25 protein-coding genes are annotated in these 22,606 nt (G+C 39.9%); 5 read left to right on the top strand and 20 right to left on the bottom strand.

Annotated features, from left to right (window positions below; all coding sequences use genetic code 11):
• Positions 1-7: 7 nt before the first annotated feature.
• Positions 8-1,534 carry a spore germination protein gene (locus tag LM917_RS09640; RefSeq protein ID WP_232697294.1) on the bottom strand — a complete coding sequence of 509 codons (1,527 nt, stop codon included), beginning with the start codon at positions 1,532-1,534 and terminating at the stop codon, positions 8-10.
• Between the two features lie 139 nt (positions 1,535-1,673).
• Positions 1,674-3,101 (bottom strand): NAD(P)/FAD-dependent oxidoreductase, encoded by a 1,428-nt coding sequence (locus LM917_RS09635; protein ID WP_232697293.1) that lies wholly within the window; start codon positions 3,099-3,101, stop codon positions 1,674-1,676.
• Between the two features lie 229 nt (positions 3,102-3,330).
• On the opposite strand from LM917_RS09635, the gene LM917_RS09630 reads away from it, so the two are divergent.
• Positions 3,331-4,125, top strand: coding sequence for an ABC transporter ATP-binding protein (locus LM917_RS09630; RefSeq protein WP_232697292.1), 795 nt, complete (start codon positions 3,331-3,333; stop codon positions 4,123-4,125).
• 196 nt (positions 4,126-4,321) lie between these two features.
• Entirely contained in the window at positions 4,322-5,005 is a 684-nt protein-coding gene (locus tag LM917_RS09625) for a queuosine precursor transporter (protein ID WP_232697291.1), read from the top strand.
• Positions 5,006-5,183: 178 nt separating this feature from the next.
• On the opposite strand, the gene LM917_RS09620 is transcribed toward LM917_RS09625, so the two are convergent.
• The 16 genes from LM917_RS09620 to LM917_RS09545 form a co-directional block, all read right to left on the bottom strand.
• Complete coding sequence (locus LM917_RS09620) at positions 5,184-5,903, bottom strand: KDGP aldolase (protein WP_232697290.1); 720 nt, start codon at positions 5,901-5,903, stop codon at positions 5,184-5,186.
• 21 nt (positions 5,904-5,924) lie between these two features.
• A complete protein-coding gene (locus tag LM917_RS09615; protein ID WP_232697289.1) occupies positions 5,925-7,022 on the bottom strand; it encodes a DgaE family pyridoxal phosphate-dependent ammonia lyase in 1,098 nt (365 codons plus the stop codon).
• Between the two features lie 22 nt (positions 7,023-7,044).
• Positions 7,045-7,701, bottom strand: coding sequence for a DUF4310 family protein (locus LM917_RS09610; protein WP_232697288.1), 657 nt, complete (start codon positions 7,699-7,701; stop codon positions 7,045-7,047).
• 1 nt (position 7,702) lies between these two features.
• Positions 7,703-8,491: a DUF4311 domain-containing protein gene (locus LM917_RS09605; protein WP_232697287.1), complete on the bottom strand. Its 789-nt coding sequence runs from the start codon at positions 8,489-8,491 to the stop codon at positions 7,703-7,705.
• Between the two features lie 18 nt (positions 8,492-8,509).
• Positions 8,510-8,857, bottom strand: coding sequence for a DUF4312 family protein (locus LM917_RS09600; RefSeq protein WP_232697286.1), 348 nt, complete (start codon positions 8,855-8,857; stop codon positions 8,510-8,512).
• 12 nt (positions 8,858-8,869) lie between these two features.
• Positions 8,870-9,232 carry an SFCGS family glycine-rich protein gene (locus LM917_RS09595; protein ID WP_232697285.1) on the bottom strand — a complete coding sequence of 121 codons (363 nt, stop codon included), beginning with the start codon at positions 9,230-9,232 and terminating at the stop codon, positions 8,870-8,872.
• 13 nt (positions 9,233-9,245) lie between these two features.
• A complete protein-coding gene (locus LM917_RS09590) occupies positions 9,246-9,620 on the bottom strand; it encodes a PRD domain-containing protein (RefSeq protein WP_232697284.1) in 375 nt (124 codons plus the stop codon).
• A complete protein-coding gene (locus LM917_RS09585; RefSeq protein WP_232697283.1) occupies positions 9,608-10,747 on the bottom strand; it encodes an amidohydrolase/deacetylase family metallohydrolase in 1,140 nt (379 codons plus the stop codon). Before LM917_RS09585 ends, LM917_RS09590 begins: the two co-directional genes overlap by 13 nt.
• The gene (locus LM917_RS09580; RefSeq protein WP_232697282.1) at positions 10,744-12,690 is read right to left on the bottom strand and encodes a BglG family transcription antiterminator; all 1,947 of its coding nucleotides are present in this window, start codon (positions 12,688-12,690) and stop codon (positions 10,744-10,746) included. The genes LM917_RS09585 and LM917_RS09580 overlap by 4 nt, the downstream gene beginning before the upstream one ends.
• Before the next feature lie 270 nt (positions 12,691-12,960).
• Complete coding sequence (locus tag LM917_RS09575; protein ID WP_232697281.1) at positions 12,961-13,617, bottom strand: DUF4310 family protein; 657 nt, start codon at positions 13,615-13,617, stop codon at positions 12,961-12,963.
• 1 nt (position 13,618) lies between these two features.
• Complete coding sequence (locus LM917_RS09570) at positions 13,619-14,407, bottom strand: DUF4311 domain-containing protein (protein WP_232697280.1); 789 nt, start codon at positions 14,405-14,407, stop codon at positions 13,619-13,621.
• Positions 14,408-14,428: 21 nt separating this feature from the next.
• A complete protein-coding gene (locus tag LM917_RS09565) occupies positions 14,429-14,776 on the bottom strand; it encodes a DUF4312 family protein (RefSeq protein ID WP_232697279.1) in 348 nt (115 codons plus the stop codon).
• A gap of 11 nt (positions 14,777-14,787) precedes the next feature.
• Positions 14,788-15,150 carry an SFCGS family glycine-rich protein gene (locus LM917_RS09560; protein WP_232697278.1) on the bottom strand — a complete coding sequence of 121 codons (363 nt, stop codon included), beginning with the start codon at positions 15,148-15,150 and terminating at the stop codon, positions 14,788-14,790.
• A 2-nt stretch (positions 15,151-15,152) separates the two neighbouring features.
• Positions 15,153-15,377 carry a PRD domain-containing protein gene (locus LM917_RS09555; protein ID WP_255668120.1) on the bottom strand — a complete coding sequence of 75 codons (225 nt, stop codon included), beginning with the start codon at positions 15,375-15,377 and terminating at the stop codon, positions 15,153-15,155.
• A gap of 18 nt (positions 15,378-15,395) precedes the next feature.
• The gene (locus LM917_RS09550) at positions 15,396-15,539 is read right to left on the bottom strand and encodes a hypothetical protein (RefSeq protein ID WP_232697276.1); all 144 of its coding nucleotides are present in this window, start codon (positions 15,537-15,539) and stop codon (positions 15,396-15,398) included.
• Positions 15,527-16,669 carry an amidohydrolase/deacetylase family metallohydrolase gene (locus LM917_RS09545; protein WP_232697275.1) on the bottom strand — a complete coding sequence of 381 codons (1,143 nt, stop codon included), beginning with the start codon at positions 16,667-16,669 and terminating at the stop codon, positions 15,527-15,529. The genes LM917_RS09550 and LM917_RS09545 overlap by 13 nt, the downstream gene beginning before the upstream one ends.
• Before the next feature lie 492 nt (positions 16,670-17,161).
• Between LM917_RS09545 and LM917_RS09540 the strand changes: the two genes are divergently transcribed.
• On the top strand, positions 17,162-17,869 hold the full coding sequence (locus tag LM917_RS09540) for a Crp/Fnr family transcriptional regulator (protein ID WP_255668119.1): 708 nt from the start codon (positions 17,162-17,164) through the stop codon (positions 17,867-17,869).
• Positions 17,870-17,934: 65 nt separating this feature from the next.
• Here the strand turns inward: LM917_RS09540 and LM917_RS09535 are convergent, their stop codons facing one another.
• Together LM917_RS09535 and LM917_RS09530 are read right to left on the bottom strand one after the other, a co-directional pair.
• Positions 17,935-19,023 carry a TIGR04053 family radical SAM/SPASM domain-containing protein gene (locus LM917_RS09535; RefSeq protein ID WP_232697274.1) on the bottom strand — a complete coding sequence of 363 codons (1,089 nt, stop codon included), beginning with the start codon at positions 19,021-19,023 and terminating at the stop codon, positions 17,935-17,937.
• 27 nt (positions 19,024-19,050) lie between these two features.
• The gene (locus LM917_RS09530; protein ID WP_232697273.1) at positions 19,051-19,599 is read right to left on the bottom strand and encodes a hemerythrin domain-containing protein; all 549 of its coding nucleotides are present in this window, start codon (positions 19,597-19,599) and stop codon (positions 19,051-19,053) included.
• A gap of 224 nt (positions 19,600-19,823) precedes the next feature.
• Between LM917_RS09530 and LM917_RS09525 the strand changes: the two genes are divergently transcribed.
• Both LM917_RS09525 and LM917_RS09520 read left to right on the top strand, forming a co-directional pair.
• The gene (locus LM917_RS09525) at positions 19,824-20,999 is read left to right on the top strand and encodes a radical SAM/SPASM domain-containing protein (protein ID WP_232697272.1); all 1,176 of its coding nucleotides are present in this window, start codon (positions 19,824-19,826) and stop codon (positions 20,997-20,999) included.
• A gap of 68 nt (positions 21,000-21,067) precedes the next feature.
• Entirely contained in the window at positions 21,068-22,357 is a 1,290-nt protein-coding gene (locus LM917_RS09520; RefSeq protein WP_232697271.1) for a glycoside hydrolase family 18 protein, read from the top strand.
• Positions 22,358-22,606: the final 249 nt, after the last annotated feature.

Below are 22,606 nucleotides of genomic sequence, written 5' to 3'. Positions count from 1 at the left end.
GATTGATTCACCTCCCCCTCTTACTTAGTTGACTTTTTCTTTTTTGAATTGGTCTCGCACTGTCTGGCCGAGTTGTCAAAAAGCGCTGCGGAAGTTTGAAAAAAGCATCCTTCCAATCATAAAGCCGTATAGGAGTTACCGGTAAGCCATATGGAACACCAATTGAATTCATACTGATTATGTGAATCAAAAGAAACATTATCCCAACTGAAATTCCCACATAACCGAAAAGATAAGCCAAGAGCATCATGGGAAACCGAATAATTCGCACTGCTGCTGACATGTCATAGTAAGGAATGATAAAGGAGCAAATGGCGGTTAAGGAAACAACAATAACCATTATATTGCTCACTACACCAGCCTGAACAGCGGCCTGACCGATAACAATCCCCCCCACAATACTGACGGTTTGGCCAATAGAGGTTGGCAGACGAAGGCCTGCTTCACGCAACATTTCTAGAGCAAATTCCATAAGTAACGCTTCCAGTAAAGGAGGAAATGGCACCCGTTCTCTTGATTCTCCTATGGATAACAACAATTTAAGCGGGATTACTTCAAAATGCATAGAAATGGTTGCGATATAAAAAGCTGGTAACAGAATCCCGACCGCCAAGGATATATATCGAAGGAACCGTACAAAGGAAGCTATGATCCAGTTAATGTTATAGTCATCTTTCGTTTTCAAAAAACCAATAAAATGTATGGGTGCAATCAAAACACTGGGTGAACGATCCATAATAATGGCTACACGACCATCCAGAATTTCCATAGCAGCTGTACCTGGTCTTTCTGTTTCCAAAAATTGCGGTAAGACCGTAAATTTGTTATCTGAAATCAGCTGCTGTAATTCACCAATATTAATAATTACATCAATATCGATTTGACTTATTCGTCTTTCCAGTTCCTGCAATATTTCTGGACGGGTTACATCCTCCAAATACATGAGAGATACCTTAATCTCTCCTCGTTTCCCCACTTTCATCTGCTTTATCTTTAACTGGCGAGATGGAAGGTATTTGCGTAATAACGCAATATTTTTCCCATGACTCTCTACGAAACCATCATGGGACCCTTTAATTGTACGCTCCACATTTGGTTCTTCAATATTGCGAATCGGAAAATCAGCCGTATCAAAGACATAAGCTGAAGATAACCCCTCAATAAACAATGTACTTTTACCTTTGAGCACCGCCTGCTCCACGTCAATTAATGACGAGGTATTTTCTCCTTTATTTGCAATTACAGTAGAGGATTGTATCTGTTGTACAGAACTACCCTGCTGCACCAATTGATTGATAATATCGTTAAAGATCATCATTTTGTCTGATATCTCTTCAAAATAAATAACAGCAGCATTTATCCCCTGATTCGTTATAAAACGTTTGATTTGAAGATCTGGCATAGTATGAAATTCGTCTTGTATCCACTGCAGATTCTTCTCTAGTGATTTTTGTACAAATGGTATAGTCTGTTCAGCGTTACGTGCTTTGCTACTTCTAGAAAAACTGCGGTCAAAAAACGGATGTTGAGGCATGCCTATCACCTAATCTGTATCAATTCGTATTTACAGTTTTCTCTATAAATGGCATTCTATGCACACAAAAAACCGCACTCTATTAGCGAGGCGGTTTCTCGTATCCTATTATGTTGTCCAGACTACTTGCCTAAAACTATTACAGTTTAACAAGAATATGACGGGCAATATGCACGCCACACGCACCTGCCTGAGCCAGTCCACGGGTTAATCCAGCTCCGTCTCCACCAGCATAAAGACCTGAGATCTCAGTCTCAAAATTATTGCTAAGATGAGGCCTTGCAGAGTAGAACTTGGCTTCTACCCCATAAAACAAAGTATGATCACTAGCGATCCCCGGTGTCACATGGTCTAAGGCTTCTACCATCTCAATTAAACTTTTCATCGTATTATAGGGAAGAACGAGTCCAAGATCCCCAGGTACTGCTTCCTTTAAAGTAGGTTCTACAAAACCTTCTTTAATACGCTTCTCTGTAGAGCGTCTTCCCCGCTTAATATCTCCATAACGTTGAACAATGACAGATCCATTCGATAAATCATTTGCTCTGGTTGAAACTTCCTTAGCATATTCATTCGGTTTGTCAAAAGGCTCAGTAAAGATGTGTGATACCAACAGTGCAAAGTTGGTATTTTGCGATCCAAGCTTCTCATCTTTGTAGGCATGACCATTAGCCGCCATCACCCCACTGTGGTTTTCTACTACTACATGACCGCTTGGATTGGAACAAAAGCTTCGAATGATCTGGTCTGTTGAAGATTTATATAAAAACTTTCCTTCATATAAATGCTTGTTAATTTCTTGCATGACTACATTGGTCGTTTCTACTCGAACTCCTACGTCAACCTGATTGTTACTCAAACGAAGTCTTTGTTTTTTTAACACTTCCCCAAACCATTGTGAACCGTCTCGACCAGGTGCAACCACAACTTTTCTCGCGTGGTACTCCTGACCTTTCTTGGTCACGATACCGGTAATTTTCTTACCCTCTTCTGTTTTCTCAACCAGTATATCTGCTACTTCTTGTTTATAAACCATGGTGATCTTCTCTTTTAATTCTTCATAGATACTTTGTAAAATTTGCAGATTTTGTTCCGTTCCCAAATGACGAACATTCGCACGAAGCAATTTCAGTCCTACCGCAGCACCTTTACGTTCAATATCTCTAACTTCATCCGTGGTTGGATCTGTAATATTCGTTGTTGCACCATGTTGTAAGTTAATTTCATCTACATATTTAATCAGTTCCAGGACTTCAGATGGCATTAAATAGTCAGTCATCCATCCGCCAAATTCGGTTGTGATGTTAAATTTCCCATCTGAATACGCACCTGCTCCACCAAACCCATTCGTAATGGAACAGGCTGGTAAACATCCACTGAATTCTTTTCGCCCAGTTGCAGGTGGACATTTGCTAATTTTTTTCTCAAGGATGGGACAACGACGAGAATATATATCATGTCCTTTTTCGACAAGTAAAATTTGAAGTTGAGGATTTTTGTGAATAAGTTCATATGCCGTAAAAATTCCGGCAGGTCCGGCTCCAACAATGATTACATCATAACTCATAAAGTTGCCTCCTTGGAACGCTAATTAGAAAACCTTTTTGATTATAACGACATGGCTGAAAAGAATCAACCCTAAAAACGAACATTTTTTTGTTAATAATATATTTTGTTCGTAAAAATTATATTTCACATGGCTTTTTCACTAGATTTCACGAATATTTTCCTAGTTTCCGTCATCAGAAATATATGGAATAATGAAACATATATAAAAATCCGAGGAGGGTACTCCATTGATTACCGTAAAAGATGTGACCTGGAGTAGAGATCAGAAACCTATCTTATCCACTGTAAATTGGCAAGTTGGTGAAAAAGAACATACATGCATCTTAGGTTTAAATGGCTCGGGAAAGTCTACCCTGCTAAAAATTATTACCGGCTATCAATATCCTACTTCCGGTGAAGTCATCGTACTTGGCAAACGTTTTGGTGAAAATGACCTTCGTCTACTTCGCAAAGAAATTGGGCTGGTAAGTAGTGCTTTACAAGAACAGCTACACGACCAAGCAAATGCAGAAGAAATTGTAGTAAGCGGGAAGCATGCTGCACTAAGAATGTATGGGGAGATTACAATAGAGGAACGCGAGCGAGCACGTGAGCTGTTAGAACAATTTAAAATCGCACATCTAGGAACTCGTTCGTATGCTACTCTTTCTCAAGGTGAAAAACAACGAGTGTTACTTGCACGTGCATTGATGCCTACTCCTCGCCTACTCATTTTAGACGAGCCCACAACAGGCTTAGATTTTATTGCTCGAGAAGACTTTTTGAAGATGATTGAAGAACTTACCGAGCAAGAAAATTGCCCAACCCTTATCTATGTTACCCATCACATTGAAGAACTACTACCTTGTTTTGAACATGTATTACTCTTAAAAAACGGTGGTGTGTTTGCTCAAGGTACACGTAATGAGTTGCTTAGCCAAAAGTTACTCCAGTCATTTTTTGATGTACCCATTCGCTTGGAAGAGTCTGCAGGTCGTGTATGGCTATCTGCTGCATCAACGTCTGGATCTGTCCATACATAAACATCTTTGCATGAAACAAAGCAAGTAACCCAAAACTAGCCATAACAGTTATACCTACTCCTGCTTATGATTTGATTAAAGTACGTAAAAAAGAATTGCGACAATCTGTTAAATTAGTTACAATTCTTAATTGTGACAACTTCATAGATTCTCGCGGTTCGAAAAACTCCCGCGTTATCAAAACTAGGAGGACAACATGTATAATTTTTGGCTTGGGATCGGCTTTGTACTGGTCAATTTTACTCTGTTTCTAATTTGTTACCGCTCATTTGGTAAAATGGGTATCTACGCCTGGATTGGTTTTGCAACCATATTGGCTAATATCCAGGTTGTAAAAACGATTGAGATGTTTGGTTTCGCAATGACTTTAGGGAATACGATGTATGCTTCCATTTATCTATGTACAGACCTTCTGAATGAAAAATACGGAGAAAAGTCTGCTAAAGAAGGCGTTTGGTTCGGATTTTTTACGTTATTTGCTGCTACTATCATCATGCAAATGGTGCTATTATTTGAACCACAACCATCTGATATAGCACATGACGCATTGGCAACTATTTTTGAATTCATGCCGCGCTTGGCACTTGGTAGCTTGGTCTCTTACTATATTAGCCAATTTCTTGATGTTAGGCTTTTTACCTGGTTGAAAAAAGTTGCACCACGCCCTGATCAACTTTGGATTCGTAATAATGGAAGCACAGTGGTTAGTCAATTTGTTGATACGTTGATCTTCTGTACCATCGCATTCCTAGGCAAGTTCCCAATGGATGTATGGTTTGATATTTTGATTACGACCTACTTAATTAAATTCATCGTATCTGCTGCTTCGACACCAGTCATTTATATTGCACGTTCATTCCAATTCGAAAAAGAGTCCTAACAGTAAATACGCCTTTCCAATTTATATGGGAAAGCGTATTTTTTTGATGTAATGCTTTTATTTTTGAAGCATTAGGTATGATTAGATAAGCCAAAAAGGCTGTCAAACACAAGAAGATGACTTCGGTGTTTAACAGCTTTTTGTAGGCAAATTTCTTGCTATTCCCTATGAACTACCCTTAGTTCCAGTATTTGCTAAGATTTTCTTTAATTGCTTTTACATCTTCAATGCGAGTTAATCCTGTCTCTTTATCGACGATAGATGTATAGATGTGAGGGATCACTTCCGTAGAACCATGCTCTTCACAAATACCAACGATCTCAGCCATATTCTCTATCGTAATACCACCTGATGGTTCAAAACATGTAATGCCTTGAGCTACTGCAGCTTTTACCATAGGTACTAACTCATCCAAACGATTGTTCAATGGAAAGAACTTAACAGAAACTACACCGGAATCCTTCATCAATGCTGCGGCTGCTTCACATGAGATTGCCTCTTTATATTGTTGGCTTTTCTCACCAGTCGTTACGTATACTTTACCTGGAGTACCGCTCGGTTCAATAACGGCGTTTACGAAAATGGTTTCTGCACCAGCTTGTTCCAATAGACCAATCGTATAGCCAGCGGCAGGGAAAACCTGATTAACGTGAACTGGTTTCGTAAGCACTGCTACCTGAGCTACTTTTTTCCATTGTGTTGGATCAGCTGCCCCCAAACCAACGGAGACAGGGATATTGGCCTCATGGAATTCCTCAACTTTTTTCACCGCTTCTTCAATTGTCGGGAAAGGTTTTACCATTACACCAACCAAAGCTTTACCTTCCAAAACTTCTTGAATTTGTGTAGCATTCTCTGCATCTTTAGCTAATAGATTAATACGGACTTGTGCTTTCATTCGAATATGACCTCCAGTCATCTATTTCAAAAGTTCTTGCAACCGTTGTGCAATGATTTGTTCTTGCCCTACTAAAAGTGGTCTTGGATCAATACTGATAATTCCAAGATTCGAATAGTGATTACGTGTATAGATTGCCGGATTACCGCTTTCTAATTCGGAAATCAATTCTTTCGCAGTTAGCTTTGCCACTTCAGGATCAATCGTTAAATGAGCGCGATATATTTCGCGACCTGCTTCATCCTGCACGATTCGTCCCTGAACACCAGGAACGTCTGCCAATGCCTGGAGCAATTCGTTCATTTTTCTCTTTTGCTCTTCCCCTGTAGACTCTTTATTCTCATAGCGTTCAAGAGCAGTAAGCAGCCCCATAATCGCTTCTTTACCTACTTTCATCGCACGACCAACACCTTTGAATTGTGCATGACATGCTTGAGTGTATTTTGCCTTACCACAAATTAGTCCAGAAGTTGGCCCTTCAATTGCCTTACCACCGCTATAGATAACCAAATCGGCACCTTGTGCGATGTAGTAGTGCAAATCTTCTTCAGCTGCCGCATCTACGATTAGTGGCAGCTTGTTTGCATGTGCGATTTCAAGCATACTCAAAAATGATTGCATTCCCTTTTGGACAGCATGATGCGACTTAACATACAAAAGAGCAGCAGTGTTTGAAGTGATAGCACCCTCGATATGAGCACGTTCAACTTGGTTAGCGTGACCTGCTTCTACTACTTTCCCGCCACCAATTGCAATCATCTGATGAACTGCACCACCAAAATGAACGGAGTGTCCTTTTTGAATGATGATTTCATTAGCCAAGCCTTCTGAATGAGGCATTCTTTCTATATCAACCAAGTTTGTTCCTGCAATAACAGCTGCAGTTGAAATGGCGATACCTGCTGAAGCTCCTAGTGTTGGGCATCCACCTTCTGCTCCCGTAGCTTTGGCAATACGTCTGCCTGCTTCTGCCATCAGTTCAGAGATATCAACATAATCCATGGCAGCTTTACCCATTGCTTCTGCTATTTCAGGGTGGACGGCGCTTGCTCCCAGCGCCGTCATTTTTCCACTCGCATTAATTACTTGCTTTAAGCCGAATTTTTGATATATGGACACTTTCTCCACCCTTTCTATCTATCTATACAATTTGAATTGGGAAAAGTGCTCCCATAATCATTGCGCCAATGATTGCGCCACCAGCAATTGGTTTTTTGTAAGCATAAAAAATTGCTGCCCCTATGGTTGCCCCGATACCTACAGGAATGGAAGCCATGATTGCAGTAATAACAATCAGTGGGCCTAGGTAACGTCCTGATGCATTACCTGCTCCCATCATCACATCAGCCCCGAACGTAGAGTTCGCACCTGCTACCGTGTAACGACGAATCAAAATGATAATCAAACCAATTAATAGACCACAAATGGCTCCAACGATCAAAGAAAGTCCGAAGTTTTCGATTGGACCCGTGATACCTGCACTAAGAAGGAGAGCAGGAACACCGATACCAATACCTGTCTGTAAGGAACCACCTATATCCAGGATACCAACCAGTGGACCTTCCAGAATTCGAGCAAACAAGAAACTTGCACCAAACGCTGCGGCAGCTCCGTAGCTTCCACCTTTAATACCTGCTTCCAGCATCGCAACAATGGCAATATCATTAAATGCCCCTACATGGTATACATAGTACATATGTGTACCGGCAAATATACCAGAACAAAGTGTAGCAACAAAGATTGGGAAAGCCCACTCAGATAACCAGAAACCTTGATTTTTGATAGATTGATCAGTCATCTTACTTCACCTCAGATCCAAAGAATGCGTGCAAGTCAATTAACCATTGAGGAATATCTAGGTAAAAGCTATGCAGTAAGTTTACATCGAAACCACGGAAGAATCCGCTTAGTACATAAAGGATTACAACAGCAATAACGAGAGTTTTCGTAATTCTGTTCCAACCGCTGTCATCTACACCTTTACCAATCAAAATACCAAGAACGATACCTGGAACAGCGTTACCCATGATCAGGTGACCAATTCCACCAAGAACAGTAGACCAGATACCTGTACGTCTTCCAGCATCCATCGCTGCAATCCAGAATACGATCGGCATGATAGGATTGATCAGCCAGTTTGCTGCAGGAACAAGTACTTGTGTAGCCACGCTTTGCATTGATGCTGGAACGCTTGATGCAGTAGAGTTAAGCAATGTAACAACAAATATACCTACAATTGCACCAGCAAACGCCATTTTTTTCGGATCATGTAGAGTTTTCGTAACATCACGATTTTTCCATAACAAAGCTGCAGCAGCCCAGTTCGGGATAATACGGTGATCAACGTCTTGTGTCAAGGCACCAGCACCTACTACAGATGCCCATGCGTTAAACAGGAATCCTAAACCGAACGAGAAGTGAGAAATTGGATCTCCTTCACATGCATTTAGCTCTCCAAATGTACGAAAAGCTCCCATACCTTGAACATTAGGTGCGTGGAACATACGAGCGGCTCCGGCTCCAACACCAAAACCAACCAAGGCACCAATAATAATGGATTTTAATACGATGGCTAAAGTAATACCCATCTCTTTCCCTCATTTCTATTACTGGGTTTTTGCTTTCTTCTTCAGTCCCAGCATTTTATCTGCTGTAGATCGTTGTTCTTCCTTGAAATCAATTTTAGAGAGTTCGACGGCACAAAGACGTACAGATACACGAGCCTTGACAGTATACCGAGTGCGAGTCCGTGGGAAAAAGATACCAAGAAATCTTTCTTTATAGGTAAGAACAGAAGCAGACAGCACCTCTATATCCACTGGTTCTATTCGGAAAATAATATCATTGCTTTCTCTTGATACTTTGTTCTTGATTTGACTAAACACTTGGTTAAATGCAGCTTCTTTGGTTTCACCTACTCCTGTAAGTGTCATTGTTTGATCGAACTCTCTCATCTTGATTTCCTCCTAGCCTTGAAGTTTGATATACTCTTCAGTCATGCGTCTTCCTAGTTCTTCTATATCCATGAATCCAAAACCGATTACTTTTTTACCGTTACGAAGAGCTGTGATCCCTGCATCTACAGAGCGAAGACCAAATTCGATGTCATAGCCGTATTTTGTTTTTGCAGTTACAGCGCCTGCTCCACCGCTACCGCAGAAAGAAAGTCCGAAGTCTGCTTCTTCTTTTTTCATCGTGTCTCCTACTTTCATATCTGCACCTACGCCTGGGATTAGAATCGCGATCCCACCAGCAGCTTCAATACCTTTTGCAATGTTTTGTCCTTTGCCCAAACGATCCCCGATTACTACTTTAACTTGTTTACTCATGATTCATTACCTCCTAGGCTTCTTGTTGTAGAGCTTTTGCTGTCTCTAGATGAACCTGCATGAGGAAAACCTCGATCGGTTCAATCTCAGTGTTATATTGATCACCGTAGATCTGTAGTACTTTTTTTGAAATCGCTTTAAAATCTTGATTGCTTTCTTCTAGCATTGCAGGATCAATCGGTGGTAACGTTTCTTTGTTACGGATACGTCGTGTAAATGCTAGCAAATGCACTCCTATTAAAGTCCAACGATCTACGGATATCTCCAAATTAATTTGTTCAGTCTCTTCTTTAACTACCTGCAATAGATTCATAAAAGAATCTAACTCAGAATCCTCAATAGGTGAAACATTGTTAACCTCTTCTACAACTTGGTTTAGCATGTGCATGTAAATACCTTCCCTGTTTTTACGGTCATCACCGGTTTTATATATTGTGGTGTTACCAACTCCTCTTTTTCAGAATCGATAAGAGTAATTGGTTCATCAACAAGCTTCATGATTGTCAAATCAGCAATTGTACCTTCTTGAAGCGTTCCTAGTTGGTTAGCTTGGTTCAGAATACGTGCTGGTGCTGCTGTTGACATTTCAATTACTTCCTCTAGGGAGATTCCAAGCGCAACTAATTTGGTCATTGTGATCGCCATGCTGTGTACAGGGCCATCAACATTGTGGCAATAAATATCGGTACTAATCGTTTTTGGTTTGATACCCTGCTTGAGTGCATGTCGCATCGTGGCAAAACTAAAACTGGAAGTACCATGGCCCACATCAAATATTACGCCACGATTCAACGCTTCTCTTGCTTCAGGAAGTAACTCTCCCATTTCTGTGAAAATTCCACCCTTTTTACCATGGAAGGCATGTGTAACAACATCTCCACTCTCTAATAAAGGCAATACCTCAGTCAGTTTTGGAGGAGCGTTTCCGATATGAACCATTGTTGGAAGTTCAAGTTCATTGGCTAATTTTTTCGCTACTCTCAATGGTTCAATTCCACTTTCTTTTACAACTGAACCACTCATACGAGCTTTTATTCCAATTACTCTTGCGTCTTTTTTCACAAGCTTTTTTGTCTCTTCTACAGCCAGCCACTCCATATTTGCTAACTCAGATAATCCTTGACATAAACCTGAACCAGATATATTAATCCAAGCAAGAACTTCCGTGGTGCTTGGTTCAATCGCAATTTTAATAAACTCATCGAATGTTGTAGCCCCTGCACTACCTGCATCAACTACAGTCGTAACCCCTTGGTTTACTCCAATTCGATCAGCTGAGATTCCCAGTGGTGTTTTATCCTCATATACATGTACATGAAGATCGATCAGCCCTGGGGTGACAATCATTTCCTTCGCATCAATCAGCTGTTTTGCCTCTGGTAACTGCTCGTCTGCATGTGTAGCATGCAATACCTTAGCGATCTTCCCATCCTGAATCAATATGTGATACCGTCCATTTCGATTGGTTGCTGGATCGATAACATGTGCATGTTGAATTATCAAATCGTAGATCATTGTATGCTCCTCTCTTCTGTGAAATAGCGCATGATAGCACTAACTTCACTCGAAGGTATTTGAAGTTGTTCCTGATTGAAAAACTCTTCCAATGCCAACCGATACCTTTGCATATGCTTGGATTCTTGTAGACCTTCTGCCTCATATTCCATATAAGGTGTACCAAAGCGTAAACGATTCAACATAAGCAAGATGTGAAGCAACAAACCTTGCTGCCGATTTCCTGGCAACAAATGGACAAACTGTGTAGTTAGCTTCATTCCAATTTCAAATCCTTGCAAGATAACCTCTTGTGTTAGATTTTCTACCTTACTGGTTATTTCAATTGGAATTTCAGGAAACTGCTTAGAGCTTGTTTGTAATCGCTTTCTCTGTTCATTGCCCACTTTTTTTCCTTGCATTTCTTCCTGAATCTTGCGAAGAGCTACTTTTACTTTGTCCTTATCATTTTTGGTAGGCAGTGCGCTTATTTCCACAACAGGTACAGAAGCCTGGATTGGAATCACACTGATAATTAAATCGACTTCTGTTTTTTGCAAGAATTGGTTCACTTCTATACTTGAACAGAGGCCTACAATGTGTAAGTTCCGCATTTCTTTTTCTAAATAAGTCTTGAGTAAGGTAGCACTTCCACGTCCGGTACCACAAACAAGCAACACTCTGAATTGTTCACGGTCCTTAATTCGTTCAAAAGCTGCTTGAAAGTGTAATACAATGTAAGCGATATCAGAATTGGTTAAGAACAACTGATAGTCTTTTAAGTGTTCAATGCATATTTGCTTTAAGGTTGTAAACAAGCCCGGAAACATGCGAATGATTTCGTCCGTTAGCGGATTTGGGTCCAATACACCATTACGATATTTCACAACTCGATCTGACATATGTGCAAATAGACTTTCTAATAGTGTACGATCCTCATTAAAGGGGATCTCCAGCCTGGAACTAACTGCTTCAATCAGTCTTTTTGTAACCGCAAACATTTCATTTTGCTGAGCATCCCCTGTCACGTCATCTAATGCAGTCGGATCAATTACCATCCGAATAGTTGGCATGCAGATGAAAGCAACCTCTTTGTCAGTAATCGGTAACCCTAATTGGTCAAACAACACCTTCATGTCTTGCTGGAAATACTCAAAGATAGAAAATTGGTGAATAAGCGAAATTTCAAATCGATCCAATAAATGATCTGTGCCGTGACACAATCGCTGAATGACAATACTGATTCGGATTAATAGGCTGATAAGCAACCGATCAGAAAAATAGATGGACAGATCATTACTAACCCGATGTGCCAAACTATTTATCGTTTGTTTTACCAGTTGCTGATCCCGTTCATCAAGCTTGAGCCATTGATAGAAGGATAGAGCGAATGAGGGAACGTCATGTTCCTGTGTGATGCTTTGGACAATTTTTAACATCTCATATCCGCTCAAAATTTCATGCATTAGCTGTTCGATGGCTAAACGAACATGTAGCTCCTGGCCTGTTATCCGAAGTCCCACTCGAACCTTTCTTTCGAATACAAGCTGCCATCTAGAACAAAAACGCTCTACTTCTTCCAGATCACCAATGATCGTGTTTCGACTTACGGCTAATATTTCTGATAAATCATTGATTCGCAAATACCCATCCTGACATATCAGCTCTAACGCAATAAATCTGGCACGCTCATTCTGGTGTAAGAAAATATCCTGGCTACCATGCATATGCAACCATTCCAGCATATTTTGACTTTCTTCCTCATCACATTCTACCCAGATGCCACGATTGGGTTGCGAATGGATAAGTATGTTATGTTCCTTTAGCCATGTACGAACCCCATCCAGATCATATTTAATCGTTCGCTCACTTACTTGAAAGTCTTGAGCAAGGTTTTTGATGCGTAATGGCTGTTGTGCTAATATCAACATTTTTAAAATCTCTTTGGATCTTGAAGACAGCATGGACAGATTCCCCTTTTATGTCATTACTCAGGTGCACATCATCCTTCTGGTTACCCTTATTGTACGATTACACCATTTTTTCTTAAAGTTCGATTCATTGCCCTATGAGACAGTGCAAAAATAGTTATTATTGTTAAAGTTATGTACTTATCTTAAATGAAAGAATAATGCTTGCCTACTATAACCCAAGTGTTAATGAAGTATGTAACGAGAAAAAGCAGTTAACCATGTTGTACTTCGCAACATAATTAACAGCTTTTTCTACTTGGTCTATTTAAGCAGGATCGGGAAGATTGCTCCCATGATCATTGCACCAATGATAGCACCACCAGCGATTGGTTTTTTATAGGCATAAAAGAATGCTGCACCTACAGTTGCCCCAATCCCCACCGGAATCGACGCCATAATCGCCGTAATTACAATTAATGGACCTAAGTAACGACCTGCTGCATTACCTGCCCCCATCATGACATCAGCCCCAAACGTAGAGGTTGAGCCAGCAACTGTATATCGACGAATCATAATGATAACGACACCAATTAGTAAACCTAGAAGTGCGCCTACTAGTAGCGAAAGAGTAAAATTTTCAAGTGGTGCCGTAATACCTGCACCTAATAGCATGGCTGGTACCCCAATTCCGATACCTGTCTGCAACGCCCCCCCAATATCCAGGATACCCACTAGAGGACCCTCCAGGACCCTTGCAAACAAGAAACTGGCTCCAAAAGCTGCTGCTGCACCGTAGCTTCCACCTTTAATCCCTGCTTCTAACATGGCAACAATGGCAATATCATTAAATGCTCCTACATGGTAAACGAAATACATATGCGTTCCTGCAAAAATGCCTGAGCACAAAGTGGCAACGAACACAGGAAATGCCCATTCAGAAAACCAAAAGCCTCTATTTTTAAGAGATTGATCCGTCATCTTACTTCACCTCTGATCCAAAGAGTTTATGCAAGTCAATGAGCCATTGTGGAATTTCGACCTGAATGCTGTGCAAGAAAGCTACATCAAATCCACGGAAGAATCCGCTTAATAGGTACAAAATAGCTACTGCTACCACAAGTGTCTTGGTAATTCTGTTCCAACCACTATCATCAACGCCTTTACCAATAAGAATACCTAGGACAATACCAGGAACAGCATTACCCATGATTAAATGACCGATACCACCCAGAACGGTTGACCAGATTCCTGTACGACGCCCGGCATCCATCGCTGCAATCCAGAATACAATCGGCATGATAGGATTGATCAGCCAGTTCGCAGCCGGAACCAGAACCTGAGTTGCAACATTTTGCATGGAGGCAGGAACGCTAGATGCAGTAGAGTTCAATAATGTCACCACAACGACACCGACAAAGGCACCAGCGATCGCCATTTTTTTAGGATTATGCAACGTTTGGGTAACATCACGGTTACGCCATAACAAGGACGCAGCAGCCCAGTTAGGAATAATTCGATGGTCTACATCCTGTGTTAATGCACCTGCTCCCACTACAGAAGCCCAGGCATTAAATAAAAATCCTAAACCAAAGGAGAAGTGTGAAATTGGGTCGCCTTCACAAGCGTTAAGTTCTCCGAATGTTCTGAAAGCTCCCATTCCCTGAACGTTCGGAGCATGAAACATACGTGCCGCTCCGGCCCCTACACCAAAACCTACCAAAGCACCAATAATAATGGATTTAAAAATAATGACTAAGGTAACGCCCATCTTTTTCCCTCATTTCTCTCTCTAGGTATTTGCTTTCTTTTTCAGACCTAGCATTCTGTCAGCAGCCGTTTGCTTCTCCTCCTTAAAGTCAATTTTGCTAAGCTCGATTACATGAAGACGCACGGAAACACGAACCTTTAAGGTGTAGCGCGTACGAGTGCGAGGGAACAGGATGCCAAGAAACCTCTCCTTATAGGTAAGCTGTGTTGCCGAAATGACATGAACATCCATCGGTTCAATGCGAATAATTATTTCCTGGCTCTCCCTGGCAACTTTATTTTTTATTTGGCTAAAAATCTGATTAAACGCTGCCTCCTTGGTTTCGCCAATTCCAGTTAACGTCAGAGTCTGATCGAGCTCTTTATACATGTTGTTATCTCCTATCCGTGCAATTTTTTATACTCTTCTGTCATTCGTCTTCCCAGTTCTTCCACATCCATAAAACCAAATCCAATCACTTTTTTCCCATTGCGAAGTGCGGTAATTCCAGCATCAATGGAACGAAGTCCAAACTCGACATCGTAACCATATTTTGTTTTGGCTGTAACTGCTCCTGCACCTCCACTTCCACAGAAGGACATTCCAAATTCTGCTTGCTCCTTATGCATGGTGTCTCCTACTTTCATATCTGCTCCTACACCAGCAATTAGAATAGGAATTCCCCCTGCTGCCTCAACACCTCTGGCAATATTCTGCCCTTTACCTAAACGATCTCCAATTACTACCTTGATTTGATTACTCATCTTCATTTCCTCCCTTTTTTTTCTACTAAAAATGCTTTGGCTGTTTCAAGATGAACCTGCATGAGAAAAATTTCAATTGGTTCTATTTGTACGCTGAACTGATCTCCATAATTTTGAAGTATTTTGCTTGAGATTTCTTTCAATCTTCCATCACTTTGCTCCAGCAATTCTGTTTCTACTGCAGGCATGTTATCGTTATTTTTTACCCTCTTCATAAATGCAAGCAAATGTATTCCAATTAAAATCTAACGGTCTCCTGATATGTTAAGACCAATAGCAGCAGTCTCTTCCTTAATAAGTTGAAGCAAGTGGATAAATTGATTTTTATCTGAGTTGTCAATCGGAGAGAGTTTTTCTACTTCTTCAACGATGCTATTTATTGGTAACATGTAAATACCTTCCCTGCTTTAACCGTTACTACCGGTTGAATATATTCATGGGCTATCATTTCTTCTTTTTCTGAATCAGTAAGGGTTATCTCTTCATTCACAATTTTTAATAGGCTAATATCTGCGATTGTACCCTCTTTCATTGTCCCAATCTGATCTGCTCTACGTAGAATCTGTGCGGGAGTTGATGTAGTCATTTCAATTACTTCTTCTAATGAAACCCCTAGTGCCAATAATTTTGACATTGTAGTTGGTAAGCTGTGAACAGGACCATCAAAATTTTGACGATAGATATCCGTACTAATCGTTTTCGGCTTAATTCCTAGTGATAATGCTAGCCTCATTGTGCGAAAACTAAAGCTGGATGTTCCGTGGCCCACATCAAATATCACACCACGCTCTAACGCTTCTTGTGCTTCAGGTAACAAGGTACCGTCAGATGTAAAAATACCGCCCTTCTTTCCGTGAAAAGCGTGTGTAACTACATCTCCCTTATCAAGCAACGGTAAAATTTCAAATAATTCAGGCGGAGCATTGCCGATATGGATCATAAGAGGCAATCCGAGTTCACGAGCAGCTTTCTTTGCTACTTGTAAGGGTACTATACCTGATTGCTTAACTACAGAACCGCTCATTCTCGCCTTTATTCCTATTATTCGTTTTTCCTTTTTTACCAGTTCAACTGTCCGTTCTGGTTCTAGTAAACTCAAATCTGCCAGTTCTGAACGACCATCACAAAATCCTTGGCGTGAGATATTAATCCATGCTAATATTTCTGTTCGACTTGGCTCAATCGATTGGGATACAAAATTCTTGAATGTATCAACGCCTGCACTTCCTGCATCCACAACCGTTGTAACACCTTGTTCGACACCGATACGGTCTGCTGCAATCCCTGATGGGGTATTTTCTTCATATACGTGTACATGCAAATCAATTAATCCTGGTGTTACTATCATTTCATCAGCTAGAATGATTTCAATTGCATCAGTCATTCCTTCAACTTGATGTTCATCAGATGAGATTACTTTGGCTATACGTCCATCATGGACCCAAATATGATAACGTCCATTCCTCTTAGTAGCCGGATCAATCATATGCGCGTTTTGGATACATAGATCGTACTTCATCTTATCACCTTTCTATCGTGAAATATCACATGATAACACAAGCGTATAGGTTTATTCAGCTTGTAAGTAAGCGCATACATTTCTTCTTATTCGACTTGATTAATCTGCTACGTAATCGAATGTGGCTCGGCATACCATCCTTCACTGATTACAACCCATTATAGATTTATCGGAATTTTAAATAAAGTTCCATTCTCTTCCCTTTGGGATAGTGCAATAATCGATATAAAGATATCGCTACTTTTTGTGAATTTTCAGATTATATGTTTGAAAATTATCATTTCATACGCTGTGTTTCCTGTGTAAATTACACTTTCATTACATAAGATAATGCTATCTGAAATACAATAGCTACAACTACATACTATTTAAGAAATAGATTCTAATGTGTAATATAATTTACATTTTTTTATTGAAACCTTTAATTATTATTAATTTATAGATATAATATATTTTGTACATTTTTAAAATTTCTTTTTTGGAGGGTCTATATTGGGTCATCTCAGAACAACGTTCACGCAACAAGTCTCTCCCGGCTTTATTGAATATCTCACTAGTATTAGTACTCAAAAAAAATTACCTGCAGGTTCTGTCCTTTTCATGGATGGGGATAAAGCAGATCACTTATATCTAATTCGAAAAGGTCAAATTAAATTAACGAAAACAACAACGGATGGTAAAGAATTGATTCTGCAAATATTTGGTCCTAGTGAGCTAATTGGTGTACCTGGTTTGTTTGAAGAAAATTTATCCTATACAACAACGGCAACAATTATGAAAAAATGTGTCGTAGATGTTTTTTCTCGAAGCAGTCTGGAACGTTTCTTACTAAATAATGGGCAGTACTGTGCAGAATTCTTGCGTTGGATGGGGATTATGAATCGACGCATTCAATCCAAATTCCGAGATTTGTTGTTAAACGGAAAAACAGGTGCCTTATACTCAACCTTAATTCGTCTAAGTAACAGTTATGGACAGCCACACGAAAAAGGAATATATATTACCTTATCTTTGACTAATAAGGATTTGGCACAATTTATTGGTCTCACAAGAGAAAGTGTAAACAGAATGCTTGCCGATTTAAAAAAGCAGGATATCATCGAACAAAATGCAAATGGCAATATTTTAATCAAGGATCTTCAATACCTTCGTGATGCTATATTCTGTGATGATTGTCCTCATGAAATATGTCAGTTATAATACGAGGTTATTTCGTTCTTTATATAAGAAAAAGTCTTGGTCATATTAGCCAAGACTTTTTCTTATTAACGAAGCGAAAGCATTGAGCTGTTTTCTTCCCATTTAGGTGGAATATACATACATGAAGGATCGCTAGCTAAATAATCTCCCGTTACTGCATATGCTCTCGCTCTCGAACCACCGCATACATCCTGAAAATTACAAACTCCACATTTTCCTTTATATCCAGATGGTTGTCGTAATGAACATAAAATGGGATTATTACGATAGATTTCAGAAATCGACTGCTCTCTTACATTTCCGCAATCAAGTGGTAGAAATCCACTCGGATTAACATTACCCACATGAGAAATGAAGATAAAACCTTTCCCATCGGTAACGCCACCAGGAGATCTACCCAGGTTATCCATTCTTTTTATCTTATCCGGTAGTATTTTATTATCATTTTGGTTAGCGAAGTACAATGCACGACGATACGCTGGTGCCGCTGTTGTTTTTATCACAAAACTAGTCGTTTTGCTTTTATCAATTAACCAGCGATATATTCTTTCCTGCTCCATTGGCGAAACAGCGTCACTTGCCTGTGCTCTCCCTGTAGGAATTAGGAAGAATAAACTCCACATCACTGCTCCTAACTTCTCCACTACTTCAGACATTTCTTCCAATAGATGTGCATTGTAATGAGAAATCGTTGTATGAAGTTGTATCGGCAAATTATGCTTTTTCAATAATTCTAGTGAACGAATCGTTATATCAAATGAACCTGTTGTTCCCCGAAAAAAATCATGAACATGAGCGTTTGGTCCATCTAAACTAAATGCCCAACGTGACAAGCCTGCTTCTTTTGCTTTTACAATTGCCTTTTCCGTAACTCGTGGCGTTGCACTTGGAGCCATGGAAACACGTAATCCAATTCCAACTGCATATGTAATCAAATCATACAGGTCTTCTCTCATCAACGGATCACCACCAGTGAAAACAACAAGTGGATTTCCCATTTCTTTTATTTGATCAAGGAGTTTGTAACCTTCCTCTGTAGATAATTCATCAGGATGACGATGTGGCTGGGCGTCTGCACGACAATGGATACAAGAAAGTGCGCACGCCCTGGTTACTTCCCAGATAACCAAAAATGGGCACTGATTATAATTCATACCTGTAGCTCCTCTCTACTTGTCTGTCTATGCAATGGTATCATTATAGTTTTGAAGACAAGAATCCTGTGGTTTCGTTTTCACAGCCATTTGATAATGTTGATCCAATTCATCTAAAGAGAGAACCTGTTTGGCCAATGGATACAGCGCATGATTTTCTTTCCAGGCATGTTCTGAGAAAGAATAACAAAATTGTTTAAGTAAGCATACTAAACGTGCAGATTTTTCACCGAATTGTTTACAGCTTACATACTCTTCTATTAATGATTGTGAGAGGTCAAGTAATTCGGCATGTTCCTGCTTCAATAATAACAGGAAGTGATCCAACGTAGAGATTTGTTTCATCATTGCCATATAAAGAACGTCATCTTCTATTTTGAGATACTTTTTGAAATCCTCGTTAAGAAAATTGATAAAACCATGTAATTTCTCTTCAAGAAGTTCGGACCAGCCTCTATTTTTCACCGCTATCATAATGAGCGAATCCAATTGTGTACTCATTTCAGTATGAAAATTATAGAGATAATCGAGAAGGTGATGTTGGTTTGTAATAAAATCATTGTCCGTTTCGCTCATACATACTACCTCCTTTCCTTTCGATTGTAGTCAATCCCTATATCCTTGGAAGTGAAATACTTCACATCAAAAAATGGAAGGAGTTGCTAGAATTATTATCATCATGTATCAATGATAAGAAAATTTCCTGTGTTTTCTTCTTAGCAGCTGTTTTTCATGCGTATCAGGTAGTAAACTCTGTGAAGTTTTTTCTTTCTGATACAGTAAAAAAAGGGGGAATCTCCATGATAGGGTTGTCTAGTTTGCTTGAGACGACTACAACATTCGGTGATCGATTGCGATACTCTGCAACATCAAAAGGTCAGCGCACGGGTACTCACGCAGGACATGGCCCAGTAATCGCTTGGAATATTACAAAAACTTGCAATCTTCACTGTAAACACTGTTATGCTAACTCAGAGGCAAAAAAATACGAGGGAGAGCTTTCCACTGAAGAAGCACTCCATGTGATTGATCAATTTGCTGAACAAAAGGTTCCCGTCATTCTTTTTTCAGGTGGTGAGCCTCTGATTCGCCCCGATATCTTCGAACTTGCCGAGCGAGCAATTGAGCATGGCATACGTGTAACGTTCTCAACGAATGGTACTTTGATTGATAAAGAAAAAGCAAAACGATTAAAGGATTTAGGAATAAGCTATGTAGGTATTAGTCTCGACGGGATGAAAGAGACGCATGATGCTTTTCGACAAAAAGAAGGTGCTTTTGATCTAGCTTTGCGTGGGATCCGCAACTGTTTAGAGATTGGTCAAAAGGTAGGACTCCGTTTTACGATGAATAAGCATAATATTGACGAACTCCCTGATATTTTCCGCTTAATAGAAGAAGAAAATATTCCACGTATTTGCTTTTACCATTTAGTTTATGCTGGACGTGGCGGCGTGGAGGATGACATCAGCCACAGCCAGACAAGAGAAGCACTTGATTATATTATTGAAAACATCCAACGTTTTCACGAATTAGGGCAACCAAGAGAAATACTAACCGTGGACAACCATGCGGATGCCATTTATTTATACTTAAAAACAAAAGAAACAAATCCTGAATTGGCAGAACGGATATGGGAAAAGATGCAACGTAACGGAGGCAATCGTTCTGGAATTGCTATATGTAATGTTGATAATCTTGGTAATGTGCATCCTGACCAATTTAGTCAACAAATCCATCTGGGTAACTTACGTGAACAAACGTTTGAAGAAATATGGAACAGTGAACACCCTATCCTTGCTGGACTGCGCAATCGTAAAGATAAAATTCATGGAAGATGTTCATCCTGTCAATATTTCTCCGTATGTAACGGGAACTTCCGCCCTCGTGCTCAAGGCTTTTATGGAGATTACTGGGCATCTGATCCACAATGTTACTTAACAGATCAGGAAATCGGTTTAATACAACACGTGTAGAATCCTGCAATAAGACAACCTCCTGCTGAATAAGTCTTAATGAGAGACAGTTCTCAGGAGGTGAATGTATGCAAATCTATGTGGTTCAACCAGGAGATAGCCTTTACGCCATTGCAAATCGATTTGGTACGACTGTTCAGGCTATCTCCCTCATTAATGAAATAAATCCTGAATTACAGCTTGTCGTTGGTCAAGCACTTGTAATACCTGTACCAGAACGCTACATCGTGAAAAAAGGTGATACCTTATTTACAATTGCAAAGCGTTATGGCATTTCTGTAAATCAGCTTCGTTCTGCAAATCGCCTAGCTCCCAATGCTATTCTCTCCATTGGTATGTCGCTAATTATCCCAAGGAATCAGCGCACCCCCGTCCAAAGCAATGCATATATCGAACCGAGACAGAATCAGCCAGTTGACGAACAAACTGCAAGAAAGGCTTCTCCCTTTCTCACTTATTTAGCTCCCTTCAGTTATCAAATTCTTCGTAATGGAGACCTTAAGCCACTCGATTTAGACAATGCCCCAAAAGCTGCTGCCGACGGTGGAGCTACTCTGATGTTAGTAGTAACCAATCTGGAAAATGGGCAATTTAGTGCCGAATTAGGTGAAGTTATCCTAGAAAATGAAGAGTTACAAGACAAATTGCTCAACAATATCTTACAAATTGCTAAGCAGTACGGATTCAGTGATATTCACTTTGATCTTGAGCACCTATATCCCAAAGATCGTGAGCCATATATTAATTTTTTACGAAAGGCCAGAGATAAAATCCATGGGGCAGGATTACTACTATCCACTGCTCTCGCTCCCAAGACAAGCGCTACCCAAAAAGGTATTTGGTACGAAGCACATGATTACAAGGCACATGGAGAAATTGTTGATTTTGTCATCTTAATGACGTATGAATGGGGATATAGTGGAGGACCACCGATGGCAGTCTCCCCTATTGGTCCTGTGAGAAGAGTTATTGAGTATGCCTTAAGCGAAATGCCGGCAGAAAAAATCATGATGGGTCAAAATTTATACGGGTATGACTGGACTCTTCCTTATCAACGAGGAGGAAAATTTGCCAAGGTAGTCAGCCCTCAGCAAGCCATTAATATTGCCCGAAACAATGAAGCGGCAATTCTATATGATTACGGTGCACAAGCTCCTTTTTTCACCTATTATGATGAACAGAAAAAAGAACACGAAGTATGGTTTGAAGATGCCAGATCCATTCAGGCAAAATTTAATTTGATTAAAGAATTTGGATTACGTGGAATCTCATATTGGAAGTTAGGTATTGATTTCCCACAAAACTGGGTACTGTTGGAGGATAATTTCATTGTGGTAAAACGTTCATCCCCTATGTAGCAGAGGTGCGTATTTTCCAGATTTATCATTTAGTTTCGTAGCTATTCCGGCAATGCATGAAAGCTCTTTACATGCAGAAAAGCTCTTCAAATTGGAGTCTTTTCTTAATGAAAGAGTTTTTCTTCTGTGTAGAGGCACAGATAACCAAGTTCATCCTAAAGAGCTAAAGAAATAATTGCAGGAGATGATTAACAAATGATTTAATGAGGGTACATGATAATATAAGATTTTTTTCTATTGCAAGGAGGT

It is taken from the genome of Brevibacillus daliensis (assembly GCF_021245735.1).
Taxonomy (GTDB): domain Bacteria; phylum Bacillota; class Bacilli; order Brevibacillales; family Brevibacillaceae; genus Brevibacillus_B; species Brevibacillus_B daliensis.
Note: the sequence above shows the minus strand (reverse complement) of the source record. Positions and strands in the feature narration are given on the sequence as shown.

What these genes read in the sequence shown, in the direction of transcription:
- LM917_RS09580 (WP_232697282.1), bottom strand. Translation starts at nt 12,690, where the DNA reads ATGCTGTCTTCAAGATCCAAAGAGATTTTAAAAATGTTGATATTAGCA.
- LM917_RS09585 (WP_232697283.1), bottom strand. Translation starts at nt 10,747, where the DNA reads ATGATCTACGATTTGATAATTCAACATGCACATGTTATCGATCCAGCA.
- LM917_RS09620 (WP_232697290.1), bottom strand. Translation starts at nt 5,903, where the DNA reads ATGAAAGCACAAGTCCGTATTAATCTATTAGCTAAAGATGCAGAGAAT.
- LM917_RS09610 (WP_232697288.1), bottom strand. Translation starts at nt 7,701, where the DNA reads ATGACTGATCAATCTATCAAAAATCAAGGTTTCTGGTTATCTGAGTGG.
- LM917_RS09565 (WP_232697279.1), bottom strand. Translation starts at nt 14,776, where the DNA reads ATGTATAAAGAGCTCGATCAGACTCTGACGTTAACTGGAATTGGCGAA.
- LM917_RS09535 (WP_232697274.1), bottom strand. Translation starts at nt 19,023, where the DNA reads ATGAATTATAATCAGTGCCCATTTTTGGTTATCTGGGAAGTAACCAGG.
- LM917_RS09525 (WP_232697272.1), top strand. Translation starts at nt 19,824, where the DNA reads ATGATAGGGTTGTCTAGTTTGCTTGAGACGACTACAACATTCGGTGAT.
- LM917_RS09570 (WP_232697280.1), bottom strand. Translation starts at nt 14,407, where the DNA reads ATGGGCGTTACCTTAGTCATTATTTTTAAATCCATTATTATTGGTGCT.
- LM917_RS09595 (WP_232697285.1), bottom strand. Translation starts at nt 9,232, where the DNA reads ATGAGTAAACAAGTTAAAGTAGTAATCGGGGATCGTTTGGGCAAAGGA.
- LM917_RS09560 (WP_232697278.1), bottom strand. Translation starts at nt 15,150, where the DNA reads ATGAGTAATCAAATCAAGGTAGTAATTGGAGATCGTTTAGGTAAAGGG.
- LM917_RS09545 (WP_232697275.1), bottom strand. Translation starts at nt 16,669, where the DNA reads ATGAAGTACGATCTATGTATCCAAAACGCGCATATGATTGATCCGGCT.
- LM917_RS09635 (WP_232697293.1), bottom strand. Translation starts at nt 3,101, where the DNA reads ATGAGTTATGATGTAATCATTGTTGGAGCCGGACCTGCCGGAATTTTT.
- LM917_RS09640 (WP_232697294.1), bottom strand. Translation starts at nt 1,534, where the DNA reads ATGCCTCAACATCCGTTTTTTGACCGCAGTTTTTCTAGAAGTAGCAAA.
- LM917_RS09590 (WP_232697284.1), bottom strand. Translation starts at nt 9,620, where the DNA reads ATGCACATGCTAAACCAAGTTGTAGAAGAGGTTAACAATGTTTCACCT.
- LM917_RS09625 (WP_232697291.1), top strand. Translation starts at nt 4,322, where the DNA reads ATGTATAATTTTTGGCTTGGGATCGGCTTTGTACTGGTCAATTTTACT.
- LM917_RS09520 (WP_232697271.1), top strand. Translation starts at nt 21,068, where the DNA reads ATGCAAATCTATGTGGTTCAACCAGGAGATAGCCTTTACGCCATTGCA.
- LM917_RS09530 (WP_232697273.1), bottom strand. Translation starts at nt 19,599, where the DNA reads ATGAGCGAAACGGACAATGATTTTATTACAAACCAACATCACCTTCTC.
- LM917_RS09550 (WP_232697276.1), bottom strand. Translation starts at nt 15,539, where the DNA reads ATGTTACCAATAAATAGCATCGTTGAAGAAGTAGAAAAACTCTCTCCG.
- LM917_RS09605 (WP_232697287.1), bottom strand. Translation starts at nt 8,491, where the DNA reads ATGGGTATTACTTTAGCCATCGTATTAAAATCCATTATTATTGGTGCC.
- LM917_RS09600 (WP_232697286.1), bottom strand. Translation starts at nt 8,857, where the DNA reads ATGAGAGAGTTCGATCAAACAATGACACTTACAGGAGTAGGTGAAACC.
- LM917_RS09575 (WP_232697281.1), bottom strand. Translation starts at nt 13,617, where the DNA reads ATGACGGATCAATCTCTTAAAAATAGAGGCTTTTGGTTTTCTGAATGG.